Source organism: Arthrobacter sp. CP30 (assembly GCF_053470025.1).
The window spans coordinates 187,186-205,459 of sequence record NZ_JBQEMM010000003.1; the positions used below are offsets into that span (position 1 = coordinate 187,186).

The 18,274-nt window shown below is 63.6% G+C and carries 24 protein-coding genes, 1 tRNA gene and 1 pseudogene; 22 read left to right on the plus strand and 4 right to left on the minus strand.

The genetic code is table 11. The features are described 5' to 3' along the window. Positions 1-122 precede the first annotated feature (122 nt). The 5 genes from ACTIMO_RS06150 (at position 123) to ACTIMO_RS06170 (ending at position 3,463) form a co-directional block, all read left to right on the plus strand. Positions 123-359 carry a hypothetical protein gene (locus ACTIMO_RS06150; RefSeq protein ID WP_448181815.1) on the plus strand — a complete coding sequence of 79 codons (237 nt, stop codon included), beginning with the start codon at positions 123-125 and terminating at the stop codon, positions 357-359. Beyond that, complete coding sequence (locus ACTIMO_RS06155) at positions 356-577, plus strand: hypothetical protein (protein WP_448181816.1); 222 nt, start codon at positions 356-358, stop codon at positions 575-577. The genes ACTIMO_RS06150 and ACTIMO_RS06155 overlap by 4 nt, the downstream gene beginning before the upstream one ends. Then, positions 577-1,389 carry a PD-(D/E)XK nuclease-like domain-containing protein gene (locus tag ACTIMO_RS06160; protein WP_448181817.1) on the plus strand — a complete coding sequence of 271 codons (813 nt, stop codon included), beginning with the start codon at positions 577-579 and terminating at the stop codon, positions 1,387-1,389. Before ACTIMO_RS06155 ends, ACTIMO_RS06160 begins: the two co-directional genes overlap by 1 nt. Before the next feature lie 11 nt (positions 1,390-1,400). After that, entirely contained in the window at positions 1,401-2,369 is a 969-nt protein-coding gene (locus ACTIMO_RS06165) for a hypothetical protein (protein WP_448181818.1), read from the plus strand. Between the two features lie 218 nt (positions 2,370-2,587). Further along, complete coding sequence (locus tag ACTIMO_RS06170) at positions 2,588-3,463, plus strand: hypothetical protein (RefSeq protein ID WP_448181819.1); 876 nt, start codon at positions 2,588-2,590, stop codon at positions 3,461-3,463. 29 nt (positions 3,464-3,492) lie between these two features. Here ACTIMO_RS06170 and ACTIMO_RS06175 read toward each other — a convergent pair whose 3' ends face one another. The 4 genes from ACTIMO_RS06175 to ACTIMO_RS06190 form a co-directional block, all read right to left on the minus strand. Then, on the minus strand, positions 3,493-4,362 hold the full coding sequence (locus tag ACTIMO_RS06175) for a hypothetical protein (RefSeq protein WP_448181820.1): 870 nt from the start codon (positions 4,360-4,362) through the stop codon (positions 3,493-3,495). Positions 4,363-4,497: 135 nt separating this feature from the next. Next, on the minus strand, positions 4,498-5,133 hold the full coding sequence (locus tag ACTIMO_RS06180) for a hypothetical protein (protein ID WP_448181821.1): 636 nt from the start codon (positions 5,131-5,133) through the stop codon (positions 4,498-4,500). A gap of 81 nt (positions 5,134-5,214) precedes the next feature. Continuing rightward, positions 5,215-5,547 (minus strand): hypothetical protein, encoded by a 333-nt coding sequence (locus ACTIMO_RS06185; RefSeq protein WP_448181822.1) that lies wholly within the window; start codon positions 5,545-5,547, stop codon positions 5,215-5,217. Between the two features lie 9 nt (positions 5,548-5,556). Continuing rightward, complete coding sequence (locus tag ACTIMO_RS06190) at positions 5,557-5,898, minus strand: hypothetical protein (protein ID WP_448181823.1); 342 nt, start codon at positions 5,896-5,898, stop codon at positions 5,557-5,559. A gap of 46 nt (positions 5,899-5,944) precedes the next feature. Between ACTIMO_RS06190 and ACTIMO_RS06195 the strand changes: the two genes are divergently transcribed. From ACTIMO_RS06195 to ACTIMO_RS06275, 17 genes and pseudogenes are all read left to right on the plus strand, one after another. Then, positions 5,945-6,283, plus strand: a complete 339-nt coding sequence (locus ACTIMO_RS06195) for a hypothetical protein (RefSeq protein ID WP_448181824.1) — start codon at positions 5,945-5,947, stop codon at positions 6,281-6,283. A gap of 206 nt (positions 6,284-6,489) precedes the next feature. Continuing rightward, complete coding sequence (locus ACTIMO_RS06200; protein ID WP_448181825.1) at positions 6,490-6,858, plus strand: hypothetical protein; 369 nt, start codon at positions 6,490-6,492, stop codon at positions 6,856-6,858. Beyond that, the gene (locus ACTIMO_RS06205; protein WP_448181826.1) at positions 6,855-7,220 is read left to right on the plus strand and encodes a hypothetical protein; all 366 of its coding nucleotides are present in this window, start codon (positions 6,855-6,857) and stop codon (positions 7,218-7,220) included. Before ACTIMO_RS06200 ends, ACTIMO_RS06205 begins: the two co-directional genes overlap by 4 nt. 415 nt (positions 7,221-7,635) lie before the next feature. Next, a complete protein-coding gene (locus ACTIMO_RS06210; RefSeq protein ID WP_448181827.1) occupies positions 7,636-8,046 on the plus strand; it encodes a hypothetical protein in 411 nt (136 codons plus the stop codon). A gap of 60 nt (positions 8,047-8,106) precedes the next feature. Beyond that, positions 8,107-8,475, plus strand: coding sequence for a hypothetical protein (locus ACTIMO_RS06215; protein ID WP_448181828.1), 369 nt, complete (start codon positions 8,107-8,109; stop codon positions 8,473-8,475). Between the two features lie 392 nt (positions 8,476-8,867). Beyond that, positions 8,868-9,704: a hypothetical protein gene (locus tag ACTIMO_RS06220; RefSeq protein WP_448181829.1), complete on the plus strand. Its 837-nt coding sequence runs from the start codon at positions 8,868-8,870 to the stop codon at positions 9,702-9,704. Positions 9,705-9,891: 187 nt separating this feature from the next. Further along, entirely contained in the window at positions 9,892-10,611 is a 720-nt protein-coding gene (locus ACTIMO_RS06225) for a hypothetical protein (RefSeq protein ID WP_448181830.1), read from the plus strand. 107 nt (positions 10,612-10,718) lie between these two features. After that, positions 10,719-11,213, plus strand: coding sequence for a hypothetical protein (locus ACTIMO_RS06230; RefSeq protein WP_448181831.1), 495 nt, complete (start codon positions 10,719-10,721; stop codon positions 11,211-11,213). Then, positions 11,214-11,306: pseudogene (locus ACTIMO_RS06235) on the plus strand (HGGxSTG domain-containing protein); the annotation flags it as partial. A 39-nt stretch (positions 11,307-11,345) separates the two neighbouring features. Next, positions 11,346-11,825, plus strand: a complete 480-nt coding sequence (locus ACTIMO_RS06240; RefSeq protein WP_448181914.1) for a hypothetical protein — start codon at positions 11,346-11,348, stop codon at positions 11,823-11,825. Positions 11,826-11,916: 91 nt separating this feature from the next. Further along, on the plus strand, positions 11,917-12,126 hold the full coding sequence (locus ACTIMO_RS06245) for a hypothetical protein (RefSeq protein WP_448181832.1): 210 nt from the start codon (positions 11,917-11,919) through the stop codon (positions 12,124-12,126). Further along, the gene (locus ACTIMO_RS06250) at positions 12,123-12,347 is read left to right on the plus strand and encodes a hypothetical protein (RefSeq protein ID WP_448181833.1); all 225 of its coding nucleotides are present in this window, start codon (positions 12,123-12,125) and stop codon (positions 12,345-12,347) included. The genes ACTIMO_RS06245 and ACTIMO_RS06250 overlap by 4 nt, the downstream gene beginning before the upstream one ends. A gap of 218 nt (positions 12,348-12,565) precedes the next feature. Then, entirely contained in the window at positions 12,566-13,150 is a 585-nt protein-coding gene (locus tag ACTIMO_RS06255; RefSeq protein ID WP_448181834.1) for a hypothetical protein, read from the plus strand. Between the two features lie 156 nt (positions 13,151-13,306). Then, positions 13,307-13,384 (plus strand) — tRNA-Val (locus ACTIMO_RS06260). A gap of 389 nt (positions 13,385-13,773) precedes the next feature. Next, on the plus strand, positions 13,774-15,273 hold the full coding sequence (gene terL, locus ACTIMO_RS06265; RefSeq protein ID WP_448181835.1) for a phage terminase large subunit: 1,500 nt from the start codon (positions 13,774-13,776) through the stop codon (positions 15,271-15,273). Positions 15,274-15,360: 87 nt separating this feature from the next. Beyond that, positions 15,361-16,872, plus strand: coding sequence for a hypothetical protein (locus ACTIMO_RS06270; RefSeq protein WP_448181836.1), 1,512 nt, complete (start codon positions 15,361-15,363; stop codon positions 16,870-16,872). Positions 16,873-17,063: 191 nt separating this feature from the next. After that, complete coding sequence (locus tag ACTIMO_RS06275; protein WP_448181837.1) at positions 17,064-18,125, plus strand: phage minor head protein; 1,062 nt, start codon at positions 17,064-17,066, stop codon at positions 18,123-18,125. The last annotated feature ends 149 nt before the right edge of the window (positions 18,126-18,274 follow it).

An 18,274-nucleotide genomic window follows, 5' to 3' on the forward strand; every position in this document is an offset into this window, starting at 1 on the left:
GTGTTCGACGAGACCCGCGAAGTAGTCCGGTCCGTCCTCTGCCTCCTGTGCTGCGCCCCGATCCTCGCCTGCGCGTTCATCATCGCGGACGTCCTCCGATGATGCGCACCGAAGGCACACGAATGGCCAGCATCAGCCGAGTGATGCGCGAGCAGCACGTCGGGTACGCGACAGCCGAGCACGTCGACGCAGCCTCGTGGAAGGTCCGCGAGCGAGTCGCCGAGAAGACGGGCCGCTGCCCGCACTGCGACAACGACGCCGACTCCTACGAATGCGGCCGCGACGACCGCTACGGCTGCTTCCAAGACCCGACCCCAGCCCACCGCTGGAAAGTCACAACCCCGAAGGACCTCCCATGAGCACCGAACGCGAAGACCGTACCGCCCACTGGGGTACATGCTCCGACGAAGACTGCCTCACCAGCATAATCATCTACCCCCACTCATCCGCCGTCGCCGACCTGCCAGACGAGAAGGAGTGGGAGGACAGCCTCCTGTTCATCGAGTGCCCGGTTTGCGGAGACGACATGGAGTGGGGCGGAACTGACCACCCCGCAGACATCATCAGGGGCTACTGATGACTGCGACGATCGCCGAGACAGGCCTGATCGACGGCCTTTCGAACCAGGAGTATCACTCGCACGCCAGCCTGTCCGCGACCGGGTTGAAGATCCTCGCCACGCAGACGCCGGCGCACTACCGGCACCGCATGGACAACCCCGAGCACAAGGGCATCTTCGACGTCGGTACCGCCACCCACTCCCTCGTCCTCGAGGACGACCACTCGAAGATCCGGGCTCTCGACTTCGCTGACTGGCGGACGAAGGCAGCCCGGGAGGAACGCGACGCAGCGTATGCCGACGGCATGGTGCCGCTTCTCAAGAAGGACTACCTCGTGGTGAAGGCGATGCGGGACAGCGTCGCCGCCCACCCCGTCGCCCGCCTCGCCCTCACCGGCGGGAAAGCTGAGCAGTCCCTGTTCTGGCAGCACGACACGGGGGCCGCGCTCAGGTGCCGGCCGGACAAGCTCGACCTCGAGTCGCCCATCGGTCCGATCGTCGCCGACCTCAAGACCGCGGCGTCCGCGGATCCCCGGAAGTTCGGGAAGACCGCGTTCGACCTCGGCTACCACCAGCAGGATCCCCACTACCGCGACGGCATCCACGCCGTCACCGGCGCCCGACCCGACTTCCTGTTCATCCTCGTCGAGAAGGCACCCCCGTATCTCGTGTCCGTAGTGGAACTCGACGCCGAAGCGATCGACCTCGGCAGGGCCGCCAACCTTCGCGCCATCCACACCTACAACCACTGCCGCGCCACCGAGACCTGGCCCGGCTACCCCGAAGCCGACCCCATCAGCCTGCCCGCCTGGGCAACCCGAGAAGCATAGGAACCCCGACCATGACCGACCTCGAACTCCACCAGCCGCAGGAGATCGCCCAGTTCGGCGACTCCCAGAACGGCACCGACCTCGCCGCATGGGTCGCTGACCTCGGCGACGCATTCACCCTCGCCGACAAGATCTGCCGCACCCCGTTCGCGCCCCGCGACTTCCAGGGCAAGCCCGAAGCAGCGGCCGTCGCCATCCTCCACGGGAAGTCCCTCGGCCTCGACCCCCTTGCCTCCATGTCGTCGATCTTCGTCATCAGCGGTCGCCCCGGCCTTTACTCGAAGGCCATGCACGCCATCGTCCTCGCCGCCGGACACCAGGTGTGGGTCGAGTCCGAGTCCGCGCAGGAAGTCGTCGTGAAGGGCAAGCGCCGCGGCTCCGACGCCGTGTCCACCGCACGGTGGACCCCCGAGCGGGCGCAGCAGGCCGGGTACGCGTCCAACGCGAAGTACAAGACCGAGCCGATCGCCATGCTCCGCGCCCGCGCCATCGGCGATGTGTGCCGAGTCGTCGCACCCGACGTCCTCGCGGGCCTCGCCTACAACGAGGCCGACGTCGCCGTCATGGAAGACCTCGGCGAGCACCCCAAGCCTTCCCAGCAGTCCGCCACTTCCCGCCTCGCCGAGGCAGCAGCCTCTACTCCCCCACCGACGGCGCCCGAAGCAGCCGGGCCCGCCGAGGCTGAATCCACGGAGACGCTGTGTTCTCGCAAGCAGCAGACCGACCTCGGCAACGCGCTCAAGGCCCTCGGCTACACGACGAAGGACGACATGCTCGGCGTCGTCACAGGGTGGGTTGGTCGCGAGATCAGCGGGTCGAAGGACCTCACTGTGAGCGAGGCGAAACAGCTGACCGACGAACTAATCACCGCTGCCACCGAGAAGAACCAGGCGGCCGAGGACGTCGTCGACGCTGACGGGGTCCTTTCCGATCCTGTGGTCGACGAGGCCGCCGACGCAGCCTGGTTGGCCGGCAACTAACACCCTCCTTCTGCGCTGCTCCGCATCCCCTGTAATGCGGGGCAGCACCACCCTCTACCTCAAGGAAACACCATGCGAACCATCACCAAGCCCGAGATCTGCAACTCCTGCGGCGCACCCAATGGAATCACCGGCGAGTGCAGGTGCTCAGATTGAGCCCGCAAATCCTGTCTCTAGGTGCTGGAGTGCAGTCGACCGCGCTCCTCCTACTGTCAGCCATGGGGAAGCTCCCCAAGCTTGATGGGGCGATTTTCTCGGACACCGGCTGGGAGCCAGCGTCGGTGTACGCGCACCTCGATCGCATCGAGAAGGAGATCGCCGAGCCCGCCGGCATCCCGATCTACCGCGTCTCCTCCGGAAACATCCGCAGCGACGCACTCGACCCCGCTCACCGCTTCGCCTCGATGCCGCTCTACATCAAGAACCAGGATGGCGGCGACGGTATGACCCGGCGCCAGTGCACCAGCGAGTACAAGCTCAAGCCGATCAAAGAGCAGGTCCGCCGCTTACTCGGCGCCGAGCCGCGAGAGGACGGTAAGCCGGGCCGGGTGTCCAAGGGTCTTTCTGTCGATCAATGGATCGGAATCAGCACGGACGAGCGCGATCGGGCCCTCGATCAGGAGGGCAACCTCAAGACCGGCGATGTCTCCTACTCTCGCAACCGATACCCGCTGCTAGAGCTGGGCATGAGCCGGGAGCAGTGCATCATCCTCCTGACTTCGCAGGGCTTCGGCTCCACCCCAAAGTCAGCATGCATCGGCTGCCCGTTCCACACGAACCGCCAGTGGCGCGACCTCCGCGACAACAATTCAGCCGAGTGGCAGGACGCTGTCGACTTCGACGCTTCTATCCGGGCCGGGTCGGCGAAGGCTAATGCCCAGGGCCAGCCGCTGCTGGGTCAGGCTTTTCTCCACCGTTCGCGCCTCGCACTTTCCGAGGCTCCAATCGACCGAGTTAGCTACCACGAGTGGGCCAACAGGCAGGGCAACCTTCTGCATGCCATCGCGGCCGCCGAGTTCGAGGAGTCCCTGGAAGACGACAGCTCGCTGGGCGGGTGCAGCCCCTTCTCCTGCAGATCGGGCGGCGACGACTAATGACCACTCAAAGCCATCGGAGGCATCAGTCAGAACGACCGGGTCGTCCCGCCTTCGTGAATCTGGAACGAGTTCGTATCGCCCACGCGCCACACTGCAGCAATGTCGTGCTCGCCCAGGAGCTCGAGCAGGTCCCCATTCGGTGCGGCCGGGAGCAGCAGCCGGCAGGGTTGGCCGTCGACGTATCGCCGGTAGTCGAGCAGCTGCCCGAGTCCACCACGCACGCTGTTACGCGTGGCATCAGCCTTCGCTTCGTACAGAACGCCCTCCGTGGCGTCATGTATGTCCGTGAAAAGCGGCATCGTGCTGCCCTTCGGATACACCTTGAAACGGTCGAGCTCACGTCCACGGCTGTGCAGAACCTGCTGGAACACCTCAACGAGGTCCTGCTCCCGCTTCCTACTCGTGCCTGCATTCACGGCGGTGCGCTCGAACTCGCCGACAGTGTGAGCCTCGAGCGGCACTCGTACCGCGGAGCCCGTACCCGTGGGCGCGACGGCTTTCGAGCTCACATCTTCGTCGCGGCGCAGCACCTTGCCGACCGGGCGAAGGTGAAACACGAAGACGGTGCGCATGACGCCGTCCGCTCCTGGAGCGTCCTCGGTCGAATGGGGATGCTCGTCATCGAGTGCGAACTCGCCCAAGTAGATGCGGGTCAGCCCGTTCCCGGTCGCGGCCTTGCCACTCACGCCGAAGACACGGACTGCCCGACCGTTCAGCTTGTGGTCGCGAAGGGCAAGGTTGCCCCGGTGCATCTTCTGCGGACCCTCCCGGTCCATGCCGGTATAGGAGAAGACCTCGCCGTCGGTCGACCACCCGTCGAACTCGTACCCGTTCTCACTACCCACCTTCGGGTCAGAGAACAGCAGCACATTCGGCGACGAGCTCGGCGTCTCCATTCCCTGGAACCTCGTACCGCCGTACATCCCGGCGATTTCCTCACGCGTACCCGTCCAGCCGACGGGAGTCCCCCACTCGATAGTCATGCTGCGAACCCTAGCGACGATCGGTCGGCAGCGCCGGCAGCTATCCAATCAGAGGCGTCCGCGCCCCTCGAGGAAGTCGACTACCTCCTGTCCGAGCACGGTTGCAACCCCCTTTCGTTCGTCACGAATCTCCTCTTCGATTGCCTGACGCTGCTCGTTGGAGCCTTCAACCCACTGAGGCACCAGCCGCTCGAGCTGAGTGATCGCGTCGAGGATCCGATCCTCACTCTCTGCTTTCTCGTCATCCGAGCTGGTACTTGCCAATGCCCTGTAACGGAGAGCGACGAAGTGTTGCGGCCAGATTTGCAGCAACCTTCCAAGGCGAGCCGATTCGTCACCCAACAAGAGCAGCCTGAACATCTGGCGATCGAGTTCAAGCGCTATCTCCTGAGACCGGGCAAAGTCAGGACCCGGGAGCGTGACGAACTGATTCATTGCCGCCAAATAGGAGACCACAGCGTCGACAAGGGCATCTTGACGAGTGTTAGTTCGCACCTCCGCCATCTCTTCCCGGAGGAGTTTTTCCTGAGACCTCAGCTGCTTCTTCGCTATCTTTCGTTGCGCTTTATTGCTTCGCTTCACGACGAGCAGGGCGACCCAGACGCTGACGCCCGCAGCAACAAGCGCACCGAACGTCCCATCGAGAAGAATCTGCCACCACTCAGTACTGATCCACGGAACCATGAGCAGATCCTAACCGGGGCAGCAACTTACGACTGCATCCAACAGGTGAATGTGCGGTCGGCAGCGTCTTCATGCAGAGTTCTAGCCGCCCTCTCTCGAATTGTCTTCGATAGCGAACATGACCGCCAAGAGCAGAAGCAGCATCACGAAGAGCCAAGTCGTCCAGCCCACGACCCAATACGTCGCGAGCATATTCGGTTGGTCAGAGAAGACGACATAAAGGCAAAACATAATGGACACGAGGCTAGTGACGACGGCGGACTCTCGCCCTTTGCCGGTAATCCAGTGAGCGAAGGGGTGCAGCTTCTTCAAATCCTTACGTCGCCCGCGCAGTGTCGGCTCCAAAGCTACGACGATGAGCAAAGTCGGGATCACCTGCGCCATGAGAGCGGCAGTACCGGGAGTCATTTCCATGAAACTAAGTTAGCGCCCCTGCGTCTTTTCCTTGGTTTCCTGGTACTGCAGCACGCCAAAGAGAACGATCAACCCCAACACTGTGACCCCGAAAGCGATGCGGATGAAGAGGCCAGCGAATCGCTCCGACATGACGCCGTACAGGCCTCCAGGGTCAGCTACGTGCGCAAGCGAGACGAGTGTCCCGGTAAGGCTCAGCCCGACCACAAACCATCGTCCCGTGATGAACGTGTTTCTCGCGTCTTTGCCGAGCTTCCCGTAGTCAATCACGCGGCCTTCGATTGCAAGGATCACGAGCAGAACGGGGAACACCTGAGCGAACAAGGCCGCGGATTCATTTGTAAGAGTCACCGCTCCAACCTAGTCGAGGCCCGATCGAAGGGCGAAGAGGTATCCAATGGCCTGGTTCAACGCTGACGACAAGATGCATTCCCACCCGAAGGTCCGCCGTGCCGGCCTCGAAGCGATCGGCCTGTGGCTGGTGTGTGGGACGTACTGCACGGATTTCCTGACGGATGGAAAGATCCCCGGCTGGTTCGTCGACTCCTGGCCTCGCGGGAAGACGTTGGCGAAGAAGCTCATTGCCACCGACTTCTGGGAGGCGGACGGCGACGACTACATGTTTCGGAACTGGGCCGAGTACCAGCGAACCAAGGACCGGGTACTCAAGGACCGGGCGAGGGCAAAGGAACGGAAGGATGCGTGGCTCGCACGGCAGGACAGGAACGGCCGATAAGCCCGTTCAGAACAAGGCTGGAACGCCGTTCCGAACACCGCAAGAACGGTGGCGGAACAAAGGACCAATACCAATACCAAGACCAAGTACTTAAAGAACCTCCCAGCCCTCGAAGGTTTTCAAGATGAAATCCAAGACAAGCAAGCAATCGTTCAGGACATTAAACGCGAGGTGTGAGTCGTTTGCCTGCTGAAAATCCGGCACCCGTGACCCGACCCCAGGCATTCCTCTTGGCTCAGCTTTTACACGAGATCCGGCCCCGCTGGTCCATCGAAGCCATCGTGTCCCTGATCGGGAAGAACCTCGGCACGATCCCCAGCTACCCGGCCCTGTGCGAGGCAGCGATCCGGGTAGCGAACGACCCCACCAAGCAGACGCCGGCCATCATCTTCCTCGACGGGAAGCACTGGGAACGCCCCGACCAACCCCGCGAAGCACCACCACCCGGGCCACCCTGCGAAGACCACCCCGAACAGCAAGCCCACACCTGCCACTGCTGCAAAGCCGACATCCTCGTCGGCGACAGACCACCCACCCACCAAGGCAAACACTGGACACCAGGAGAACGATCATGAGCACCACCCACAACACGCGCTACCCCGTCTGGTCCGAGTGCGACCAGCACCAAGAGCCGGACTTAAGCGACGACCCGCGCTACGACTGCGCAGGGAACAACCCTGGATGTAGTACGGCTTCCCTGCTCGAGTGGCCGTTTCCCGACGAATGGGAGACCTACACCGTTGCTTGTCTGGGGTGCACCACGTTCTATGCCGAGCAGGAGGAATGGGAGTGCACTCACGAGTACGGGGAAGGACTCGACTGGTCCGGCGTCATCTGTAAGACCGTCCCTCCTCGGCACTACTGCAAGGAATGCTCCGAGGCCAACGAGGATGGCGAGTGGGGGCAGCACGAAGACTTCGACGAGGCCATCCGATGAGCGCGAACACCACACCCTCCCGTAGGGCGACCGACTCCCCCGACTCGCGACCTTCGCGGGCGTTGGTGGCTGAGGCCCGGTTTGAGGAGGCGAAGGCGATCACGGATGCGTTGGTGGTCCGGCTGAGCCGGGAGCGTTCGGAGTTGTCGGGCACGGCGGATAGGGTGCGTGTGCGCGTGTCGCGTCGGGTGGAGGTGACACGGATTGCGTTGGTGGATGCTCGGGCGTATGAGGCTCGGGTGTTTGCGGTGTGGGAGCATGAGCGTTCGTTGTTGGCTGGGCGGCCCGTGGCGGGGGTCAGGGGCGACGCAACGGCCCGTCGGGCCCACCAGTCCGTCTCGACAAGTTCTGGGGCTTCTGAGCGCCTTCAACGGCTCCCGATGGGCGGCAATGCAGCGTCGGGTAGGAGGGGCGCGTGAACGGCGGGTCATGGGAGTTGGTGGTTCCGGCGCCGGCCGACTGGATCAACCTGAACCAGCGCCTGCACTGGGCGAAGAAGGCGAAGCTCACCAGGGCATGGCGGTCAGCGGCGCACATTCGGGCCAGGCAAGCCCACCTGGTCATGGGTCTCGACAGGGTCAGCATCACCATGACCGTGACGAAGCCGACCGCCCGGCCGTACGACGTCCACAACCTCATGCCCACCGCGAAAGCCGTCGTCGACGGGCTCATCGACTACGGACTGTGCGCCGACGACTCAAACCAGTACATGACCGGCCCCGACCTCCGACCCGCGGAGACCAAAGGCCCAGCCCAAATCATCATCACCATCACCGAAATACCGGCCACCGGTAGTGGCTTTGCCGCCTACAAGCCGGTAGAATGAACTGACACGTAGAAGCCCCGCACTGCGCGAACAGCCGGGGCACGACCGGAGGTTAGTCCGATGAACACCAGCATAGACACAACCCGCGGGAAGCCACTCGACCACGGCATCCTCTCCGGAATCCGCCGGCGCAACACGCCCCGCCAGGCACGGCAGCACGCCGCGGGCATCGAGCGGACCATCGACCAGGCGAAGGCGTCCGTCGCCGCGCAGCAGGACACCGAGCGCCAGCAGGACATCGCCGCGAACCGTGAGCGCAACGCGCCCGTCCCGTTCACCTCCGAGGAGTTGAAGGCCGCCCGCGCCGTCCGCACCACCTCCGGGTGGCACCGCGTTGCCAAGGTCAACGCGAAGTCCGTCAGCGTCGAGACCGGCTACTCGTGGACCGACCGCTACACGCTGGCTCAGATCCTCGAGGTACGGGCATGAGCGCCGGGGAGCAGCGGGAGATTTGCTCACGAGCTGAACTCCATGCGCTCCGCCCAGGCGCAGCGGTCCTCACCTCCGATGTATCCGACACCGTCGTCCTCCGCTCAGGGGGTCGCTACGCCGTAGGTTTCATCAACGCGGACGGCGGCGAGCTGACACCCGATGTCCTATGGGAGTTCGGCGGAAAGCCGTTGATCGTCCCGTGGGAGCCAGTGCCATGACCATCCCATCGTTTGTGGACGCGCTCGAAAGCTACGCGTATGCCATCGCGTGTGGTGCCTCATCCATCGTCCAGGCGGGCCGGTTCGCTGACCTGACGGCCGCCCACCGTGCCCGCACGATACTCAATCGTTAAACGGCAACCTGCTGCTCCTTGACCATAAACTGCGGTAGTGGAATCACTGACCTGCCTCCTCATCGACGAGGGCAACGCGAGAATCATCCCCTACTGCTTCCCAATTGGGCGGGAGTGGTGGCTGCAACTCTTCAGCGGCACTATAGGCGCCATCATCGGCGCTGTAGTAGCTGCCATCGCAGCTGTGTGGGTACTCAATCGAACCAACGCTAAACAGCAAGAACTGTGGGAAGCATCGAATCTCGCGCAGGCCATCAGGGACGGAGAAGCGCGAGAGGAAGCACAAGCATCTTTGAAGAAACAGCTTGAAGCGCAGCAAGCTGGCATTGACCGAAGCTTTCGACACCAATCAGAGCTAGCGTCCCTAGAACGCGTGAAGGAGTGGGTGGGGGCGCTCGCCTCGGAGGTGTACAACATCACCGTGGCAGCGGGTATAGATGAGGACGCCATGATTGAGGCTTCGGCTGCGACAACCATAGCCACCAACCGACTTCGGCTTGAACTTGTGGGTAAGGCGGACGGATTTGCACCAGCGCTGAATTATTTCTGTCAGCGTTTCGACGCAGACAACTACGCGGTAAGCCGATATTATGTTCAGTGCGAGTTGAGGAAGTTCACAGTTGAGCAGCCGCAGATGAAGTTCATCTTCGAGCAGCGGAAAATTGTTGCCGCAATGCGAGACCATTTCATAGATTTACTTGGTGAATGGCTGTCCCAGCCGGAGCGCCGATCCTCCTTAGAGGAAGAGATCAAATCCATATGCACCAATGAAGTTCTTTGCAAGGTGGCAGATGACGGATTCGTCGACTTAAGCTTCCAGCGGCGTTTACTCGAAGAACAGTACGGACAACTGGGCTCGGATTCAGGAGTGTGAGTCGGATGGCTGAGCGTGCTGCGACGAAGCGTGAGAAGGGTGAGCGCGTGGCGCTTACGACGGCGCGGGCGTCGACGGCCGCAGACTTTCACGAAACCACGCACGGCCGCTACCGCAACCTGTTCCGGCTGATAAGCCGCATCGCAGCCAGGAACGGAATCCGCCGTCACATCGGTAGGCTCGAACGATGAGCGATGAGAAGGCCGGAGAGCCAGAAGAGATCCCCGAGGATGGACTCCAAGACGAGCGAGAGCCCGACTTGAATGTCGCGGACATAACGACTAGCGGACGCGGCATGAAACTCAGCCGCATGCGTGAGATTGAGAAGGCCGACAATGCTGGCGAGCCGCTTGACATCACACCCGAGGAGCGCGAGCAGTACGAGAAGGCGAAAGCGGACCTCTCAAAGGTGATGCGATCGTTCTCGCAGAAGCTCAACGAACCTTTCGAGGGGATCAGTAAGAAGCTCCAGGGAATCATCGCGCAGAGCGTCCAGTCACCGAAGGTAGAACTCAAGAAGACCTCGCCGGAGAGTTACATACCGTTGAGCGCCACCCGCGGTGCGGCCCAAGCAGTAGGGGATCTGCTGCCCAAGCCCGTCCGACCGGACGTTGCTGGCGTCTCTGAGGAGGCGATGGCTTCAATGCAAGCAGCGAGACGAGAGCGCGATGATCGTCAGGCGGCCATTCAGGACAACACCTATGACATGGCTATGGCCGTGCAAGGGATGCTGACGGAGATGCAGACAGAATCTGGGCGGGTCGGAAGGCAGTCAAAGAAAGACACCAAGCGGTGGTGGTGGGTCTTCGGGGTGGCGGCACTTACCCTCGTGTTCGCTGGAATTGCTGCCATCCCGATCATGGCTCCCTTCTTCGTCGACCTCTGGAGGTACGTAACTGGTGGCTGAGTGTGGTGCGAAGAAGCGTGGCGGGGCAACGTGTCAGTGAACCGTCCGCGTCAATCGCTAGGCTCGAACGTGACGCGGAACACGCCGCTCACCAACGCAGGAGAACCATGACCGAGGAAACACCCACGGAACTCACCGCCAACTGGACTGACGAGCAGAAGGACAGGCTCCGCGACGGTATCGAGGAGCTGATTTCCGAAGAGGATGATGAGTTGCAATTTGCTCTCGATCTCGTCTTGGGTCTTAACCACGACAACACAGGCAACAACATCGGACTCACCCTCGTAACCCCGGGTGGAGTGATCTCCGGCAAGGCAATCACGCGAACCGAATGGAAGAAGCACTACTACGAAGCATTCGCTGATCATCCAATGCAAAGCGTGGTCGAAGACCACGACGCGGCCTCCGACCAGAAGTGGGAGCGAGCGGTTCAGGTTCGCAAGGAGCTTGACGTCTCAAAGCCCCCGCGCCGGTACATCTTCCTGAAAGAGGTGACGATCCGCGTCGGCTCCAACTTCCCCATCACTCAGCAGTTCCTGAAGGTCTACATCAGTGAAGTCTCTGCATGGTCGCTCCACATGCTCCCCGGTTACGAGGCGTAGGTGAGTGGGGCGGAGTGCGGCGCGAAAAAGCGTGACGGCAATTCGTGCGGCGCTCCGCCCATGCGGGGCCAGAGGCGGTGCGGCCGCCACGGGGGCAAGTCCCCCCAAGCTCAGCGAGCCGCCGCCGCTCGGTTGGCAGAACAGGAAGCACGAGAGACCACGGAGAAAGCGATCGTCACACTCGGGCTACCCCAGGACATCGACCCGGCGAAAGCCCTCCTCGACGAGATCAGCCGCACCTATGGCACGGTCCTGTGGTTGCAGGCCAAGGTGCGAGAGCTCGAGCCTGACGAGCTTGTGTGGGGCAAGACCGAGACACAGCAGGGCATCGGACCGCAGGGCCCCGTAGACACGACCACGGAGAAGGCCGAGTTCAACACCTGGTACCAGCTGTACCTCGGGGAACGGAAACACCTCGTCGCAGTCACCACCGCAGCACTGAAGGCCGGCATCGAGGAACGCCGCGTCCGGCTCGCTGAGCAGCAGGGCGACCTCGTGGCCGCCGCGATCAGGTCCATCCTCGACGCCCTCAACCTGTCCCCGTCGCAGTGGGAACTCGTTCCCACTGTGGTACCTCAGGCACTTCGCGCACTCGGCGAACTCACGCCCTGAATAGCGCCCGATAAGCGGTAGAGCGGCGAGTAATACGGGTAGAATCGTACGTATGGAATCAGGGACGAGGGCGCGGCCGGTAGACCAGTCAATGGGTGAGGCCACCCTCGAGGAGATCTGCAGGCGCGCATGGGAAGCACTGCCCGGGTCCACTCCCTGGGCCGAGGTGCCCGAGAAGGTAGGCCGCACCGAATACCGGATTGAGGTGCGTGGCATCCTCACCGCCGCCGCGGACCTCATGCCCATCGAAACACTCCACGGAGCCGACGGCGCCAGCGTCTGGCTGAGAGGCGACCAATGAGTCGTTTCGACCGGCTGAACTGGACATGGTTCTGCGTCGGATACGCACTGGTGATCGCTTGGGGGCTCTCGAAGGGAGACCTTGCGCCCGCACTCTTTGAGGGGCTCATGGTTGTGCTTCTGATCGCGTACGCGCCACTGACGATCGCCGTCATTTTTGTCATCACTAAGGGCAATATCGCGTACTGGTCCGGGGCTCCGGGCAGGAAAGGGCAGGCATGACAGAGACGCTGACGCCCGTACTCGAGGCGACCCTGTGCGGGGCGCGGTGTGACGCCCCCCTGTATGACGGGTTCACCCTGTGCGAGACGCACACGTCGTACCTCACTCGGGATCTAGCAGCGGTCGGGGATGTGTGGGCAAACCTCAGGGTCACGATCCGCCGACAGGACGCGACGAGCTCGGCGATCGGCGGCGGCGCGACCGGTTCTCGTCCGTGCATGGACCTCGACGCTCACGACAAGGGCGAGACTCTGGCCTCCGTCTTGAATGGGTGGGCTGGCGCCCTGGCCGTCGACTACCGGACTCGTCGCGCGACCGAAGCTGCGGTGTTCCTCGCTCAGCACATCGGCATGGTCATCCGCGAGGACTGGGCGGGCGACCTCGCACAAGAACTCGCCGCATCCCTCGCCGAGTGCCGGCGGGCAACCGACCGGGCCCTCGACGTCATCAGCCTCGGCATCTGCGGGTTCGGGGACTGCGACGGACTTGTCACCGCCGTCGTCGGATCCCCCACCGGGAAGTGCCGGACCTGCCACGCAGTGTGGGACGTCGCCGAACGGCAACAGTGGATGATCGGACAGGCCTGGCACGCAACCGGTTCCCTCCGCTTCCTCGCCAAAGCGCTCCGGGAAGCGAAGCACATCAGCACCCCATACGAGACGCTGAAGAAGTGGGCGCAACGCGGCAAGCTGTACGGCCGATGCGACCTGAGCACCCGGGAGCACATCTACACGGCTGCTGACATCTGGCACTCATGCCAATTAGCACCCCCAACAGGGGTCACTGTTACGCTTGACAGTTGATGGCTGTCCCCATACTGTTCTCATAGTGCGATCAGTGGCTCCAGAAGCGGGGCCACTTTTTCGTACCCGCCTCAGTCTGATTGGCGGTAAGGCCACCGGGGAGAATGCCAAGCGTCCGAGATGCGCTGAGGTTACCCGAGCCACAACTCAATATTGGGCGGGATAGCTCAGTGGTAGAGCGGTCAGGATGACTTCCTGGCATGGACCCCGGTTCGACTCTTGCGGGTCCCGCCCCTCAGATGTACCTAGCTGACCGGCGCACGGAGGCTAGGGAAACGCGGCCAAGTAACCTGCACGCCGGTAACCCCCGAGGCCGGACGCAACCGCAGACTTCCACAACGTACCGACCAGCCAAGCGGCCCGCCCTGCACCAATCGATGAGGGCCAGCAGCAGCGCACGTCGGACGCAACACCGGGCACCACCTCATACCTGCGGCCGAAACAGACAGAGGCACACACCCCCGACCGACCACAACCACGGGAAGGGGGAACTGACATGTGCGAAGTCAACTACTGGCCCTACTGAGGCCACCAGGTAGGGCGCCGGTCAACCCCCAGAGGCCGGCGCCACCCAACCATCCGAGGGGAACCCAGTGAGCGCGTCCTGGTTCGAACGAGCAGCAATGCAGTTCGAACCCAAACGGCCCGCTCACGTCTGGGAAACCCCCGGGGCTCTCGCGAAAGCGATCGAGCCAACCACAGTCCAGACCCCCGCCCTCGACCTCATCGACCAAGCACTCGTCGACGTCGAAGCGGGACGCATCAACCGGCTGATCATCAGCATGCCCCCACAGGAGGGTAAGAGCACGAGGGTCACGAAGATCGGGCCCCTCTGGTTTCTCACCCGCAATCCTGAGCGGCGCATCGCTGTCGTGTCCTACGCGGCGTCACTCGCGCAGGAGTTCGGCCGGGACATCCGGAAGCACATCACCGACAACTCCGGCCAGGACGGCACGCTAGACCTCGGGCTGCGCATCGCATCCGACAACGGTGCCGTGTCCGCGTGGTCCCTCGAAGGGCACAAGGGCGGCGTGAAGGCCGTCGGCCTGTCCGGCGGCCTGACCGGCAAGCCCGCCGACATCCTGTTCATCGACGACCCCGTCGCCAACCGCGACCAGGCAGAGTCGCCCACGTTCCGTGAGCGGGCCAAGAACTTCTGGCGGTCCGTCGGATCGACCCGACTCGCGCCCGGGGCGCCCGTCATCCTGATCCTCACCCGCTGGCACAACGACGACCTCGCCGGCTACCTGCTGTCCCAGCCAGACGCCAAGAGGTGGCGTGTCATCAACATCCCAGCCCTCGCCGACCACGACCCGAACAAGGGCGAAACCGACCCCCTCGGCCGGGAACCCGGCGAGTGGATGAAGTCCGCACGGAAGAACGAGCTCACAGGCCACATCGGGCGGACCGACGAGGAATGGGAGCAGATCCGGGTCCAGTCCGGGCCCCGCGATTTCGGCGCCCTCTACCAGGGCCGCCCATCACCCGACGAGGGCGGGACCTTCCCCGCCGTGTGGGCGCGGTACGACCAGCCACTGTGGGTGGAAGCCGCGAACGGTGCACGCACCGTGCCAGGCGTCGGGGAACGCGACGACCACGAACTCATCCAGTCGTGGGACATGGCGTTCAAAGACACCGCCGGATCCGACTATGTGGTCGGGACGGTATGGCTGCGGATCAACGCGACGATGTACCTCCTCGACATGATCCGCCGGCGCATGAACTTCAACGACTCGTGTGACGGTGTCGAAGCTTTGTCCGCGAAGTGGCCGCAAGCGGCCGCGAAGCTCGTCGAGGACAAAGCTAACGGGCCCGCCGTGATGAACGTACTTGGCAAGCGGATCCCCGGCCTTATCCCCATCGAGCCTCGCGGATCGAAGTACGCTCGCGCCTCAGCCATCAGCCCGTACGCCTACTCCGGGAACATCGTCCTCCCCGACCCGAAGCTCCTACCGAACGTGGAGGAGCTGGTCGAGGAAGCGAAGCAGTTCCCGAACGGGGCGCATGACGACACCGTCGACACCATGTCTCAGGCTGGCGACTACCTACTCGGGCACCGGCTAATCCAAGACGACCTGTTCGAACCGTACGTGGAGGAATGGCACGGCATCGCGCCCTACTGATCCTGCACCCACCACCCGCACGCTCAAACAGAAGGACGCACTGTGGGCAAGATCCTGCAAGCTCTCGGCCTCCAAGAAGCAGCTTCGGTGACATCGGCTGGCGACAGCACGGTCACCGTTTCGGCGGGCCAGTGGGAGACGGTGATTCACCGCCTCGAGGAGTCGTACGCGCAGCTGCAGCTCGCGGCCGAGGACTCTGGGTGGGCGAAGCTCAACGCCGACCTCATCAACGAGTTCTCCCGCGACGGCCTCAAGCGCATCGCGACGAACGGTCGCCTCATGGCGATCGCGAACCCGCTGATCAAGCGGGCCCTCGGGATCCGTCACGCGTACGTGTGGGGTCAGGGTGTGCAGATCAGCGCCCGCGACGAGGCCGTCAACGAGATCGTGCAGGCGTTCCTCGACCGTGAAGACACGAAGGCCACGTTCACCGGCGCCCAGGCGCGTGAGCGGCGCACGAAGGCGCAGGGCACGGACGGGAACATCTTCCGCGCCCACTTCACCAATCCCCTCGACGGGACCGTCCGCGTCCGGAACCTGCCGTTCGACGAAATCACCGACATCATCACCGCGCCCGGCGACAAGACGGAGCCGTGGTTCTACCTGCGCGTCTGGCAGGAGACCACGCCGACGGAGACGTTCGGCGGGAACGGTCTGACCCGTGAGCGGAAGGCATACTACCCGGCCCTCACCTACCAGCCCCTCACGAAACCCCGGAACCTCGGCGGCGTCGAGGTCCGCTGGGACGCGCCTGTCCTCCACGAGAAGGTCAACGATCTCGAGGGCTGGCTGTGGGGCATCGGCGACACGTACGCTGCCCTCCCCTACGCCCGTGCTTACAAGGAGTTCATCGAGGACTGGGTCCTGCTGGTGAAGTCCCTGTCGAAGATCGCCTACCAGGCCGTGCCGAAGAAGGGCCTCGAGTCGCAGAAGGTCCGCGCCGCAGTGCAGGCGGGCCAGACCGCACCCGCCGGAGGCTGGGCCATGGGCTCCGAGGGCACGAAGATCGAAGCGGTCCCGAAGACCGGGGCCACCATCGACTCCGACTCCGGCCGCCCCGTTGCCGCCCTCGTCGCCGCAGCCATGGGCGTCAGCGTGATCGACCTCCTCGCCGACCCCGGACAGGCCGGGAACCGGGCCACCGCCGTCACCATGGACCTTGTCAAGCGCCTCGAGATGCGCGGCCGGCAGGAACTGTGCGAGCAGACCGACCGGGCGACCCTCGACTACGTCATCGAGCAGGCGATCATCGCGCCCCGCGGTCCGCTGAAGGGCACCGTGCTCCGCGATGGCGACGGGCTCAAGGCAGTCCTCGCCGGTGACGCTGAGCCGACCCTCGAATTCACGTGGCCGTCCCTTGACGAGGTGCCGCTCGACATCCTGATGAAGGCTATCGAGATTGCCGACGGAACCGGTAAGGTCCCGGGCGTCGAGATACTCAAGCTGATCCTCCACGCGCTCGACATCGACGACGCCGACGAGATCATCGACCGGGTCACGAACGACGACGGCGAACTGATCGACCCGCTGGTCACCGCCGGCGACGACGCAGCCCGCCGTTTCCGCGCTGGTCAGGACCCGTCCGAGGCCATCCGATGAAAGGCCATCCTTCGCCCAAGGAGCAGATGCGGGCGGGGTGGGCGTCGATCACCTTCGACCACCGGTCAGCGAAGGTGAGCAGCATGACTGTCGAGGAACTCGTCGCTTTGGATGACGACTGATGCGCGTCGTGCAGTTCGGGAAGTTCGGCAGGTTGGTCGAGGACGAGTACGACGTGTTGGAGGGTGACGATGAGCATCAACGCCCGCACACTCGCACTCCTCGTGGACCGGCGCGACGACCTCGCGAAAACCCTCGACGCTCAGACACTGGCGCTGACGAAAGCGTGGGTCGAAGCGTGGGACACCCTCGCACCTGACTTCGACGCTGCCCTCTCGGAGCTGCTCGCTGCGGCGAAGGACGGGCGCCTGAGCGGCTCGCAGGTGGCACGGAACATCCGACTCCGGAAAGCCCTCACCCTCGCAGCGGAACGGCTCGACGATCTCTCCCAATCAGCGGTGGTGACAGCCAAAGCGGACGTAGCTCGAACCGCCCTGGCTGCAGCGCAATCACAGATCGAGGTCATGACGTCGCAGCTACCACCCGCAGCCCAGGTGGCGACCCTGCCCACATTCACCCAGGTATCCACCGCGGCCATGGACGCCATCGTGCAGCGCACCACCAAGCGCATCGTGAAGGACACGCTCCCTCTCTCCGATGACGCGCAGATGGCAATGCGCCGCAACCTCGTCCGCGGCATCGCCGTCGGCGACAACCCGCGAGTCACCGCACGCCGCATCCTGCGCGAAACGGAAGGCCGCTTCAACGGTGGGCTCACCCGGGCACTCACCATAGCGAGGACCGAAACACTCGACGCCCAACGAGCCGGGGGCCAAGCCGCCGACCTCGCTAACCCCGACGTCACGGCGGGCTGGATCTGGGGTTCAGACCTCGATGCGAGGACTTGCATCGGTTGCCTCTCGAAGCACGGCACCGAGTACCCAAGCGATGAGTCAGGGCCCAATGGACATCAGAACTGTCGGTGCGATCGCATCCCGAAGACAAAGACGTGGAAGGAACTCGGATTCGAAGGCATCGAGGAGCCGCCGTCGCTCACTCAGGACTCGGAAGAGTGGTTCGGGAACCTCAGCGACAAGACGCAACGCCAGATCATGGGCCCCGAACGCCTCGCTCTGTATCAGCAAGGTTCCGTCCAGTGGTCCGACCTGGGCCGGGTGCAGCAGAACGCCGGGTGGCGGGACAGTGTGACCATCACACCCGTGAAGGACCTGCGGGCGTCAGTCCTGGCGTGACGGCCGATAGCTGAGAGCACCGCAGAAGCGGCACTGCTGAGACATGCGAGCCCCCGTCATGTCGAACTGCAAGCTATGCAGCACCCACTCGTGACCTGGGCACTCCCCCGGCTTCCCGCCGTCATTCGCATCATCCATGCCCACCCGCA

Coding starts and splice junctions, on each gene's coding strand:
- ACTIMO_RS06150 (WP_448181815.1), top strand. CDS start 123: ATGGCCAGCATCAGCCGAGTGATGCGCGAGCAGCACGTCGGGTACGCG.
- ACTIMO_RS06155 (WP_448181816.1), top strand. CDS start 356: ATGAGCACCGAACGCGAAGACCGTACCGCCCACTGGGGTACATGCTCC.
- ACTIMO_RS06160 (WP_448181817.1), top strand. CDS start 577: ATGACTGCGACGATCGCCGAGACAGGCCTGATCGACGGCCTTTCGAAC.
- ACTIMO_RS06165 (WP_448181818.1), top strand. CDS start 1,401: ATGACCGACCTCGAACTCCACCAGCCGCAGGAGATCGCCCAGTTCGGC.
- ACTIMO_RS06170 (WP_448181819.1), top strand. CDS start 2,588: ATGGGGAAGCTCCCCAAGCTTGATGGGGCGATTTTCTCGGACACCGGC.
- ACTIMO_RS06175 (WP_448181820.1), bottom strand. CDS start 4,362: ATGGAGACGCCGAGCTCGTCGCCGAATGTGCTGCTGTTCTCTGACCCG.
- ACTIMO_RS06180 (WP_448181821.1), bottom strand. CDS start 5,133: ATGGTTCCGTGGATCAGTACTGAGTGGTGGCAGATTCTTCTCGATGGG.
- ACTIMO_RS06185 (WP_448181822.1), bottom strand. CDS start 5,547: ATGGAAATGACTCCCGGTACTGCCGCTCTCATGGCGCAGGTGATCCCG.
- ACTIMO_RS06195 (WP_448181824.1), top strand. CDS start 5,945: ATGGCCTGGTTCAACGCTGACGACAAGATGCATTCCCACCCGAAGGTC.
- ACTIMO_RS06205 (WP_448181826.1), top strand. CDS start 6,855: ATGAGCACCACCCACAACACGCGCTACCCCGTCTGGTCCGAGTGCGAC.
- ACTIMO_RS06215 (WP_448181828.1), top strand. CDS start 8,107: ATGAACACCAGCATAGACACAACCCGCGGGAAGCCACTCGACCACGGC.
- ACTIMO_RS06225 (WP_448181830.1), top strand. CDS start 9,892: ATGAGCGATGAGAAGGCCGGAGAGCCAGAAGAGATCCCCGAGGATGGA.
- ACTIMO_RS06230 (WP_448181831.1), top strand. CDS start 10,719: ATGACCGAGGAAACACCCACGGAACTCACCGCCAACTGGACTGACGAG.
- ACTIMO_RS06245 (WP_448181832.1), top strand. CDS start 11,917: ATGGGTGAGGCCACCCTCGAGGAGATCTGCAGGCGCGCATGGGAAGCA.
- ACTIMO_RS06250 (WP_448181833.1), top strand. CDS start 12,123: ATGAGTCGTTTCGACCGGCTGAACTGGACATGGTTCTGCGTCGGATAC.
- ACTIMO_RS06255 (WP_448181834.1), top strand. CDS start 12,566: ATGGACCTCGACGCTCACGACAAGGGCGAGACTCTGGCCTCCGTCTTG.
- terL (WP_448181835.1), top strand. CDS start 13,774: ATGCAGTTCGAACCCAAACGGCCCGCTCACGTCTGGGAAACCCCCGGG.
- ACTIMO_RS06275 (WP_448181837.1), top strand. CDS start 17,064: ATGAGCATCAACGCCCGCACACTCGCACTCCTCGTGGACCGGCGCGAC.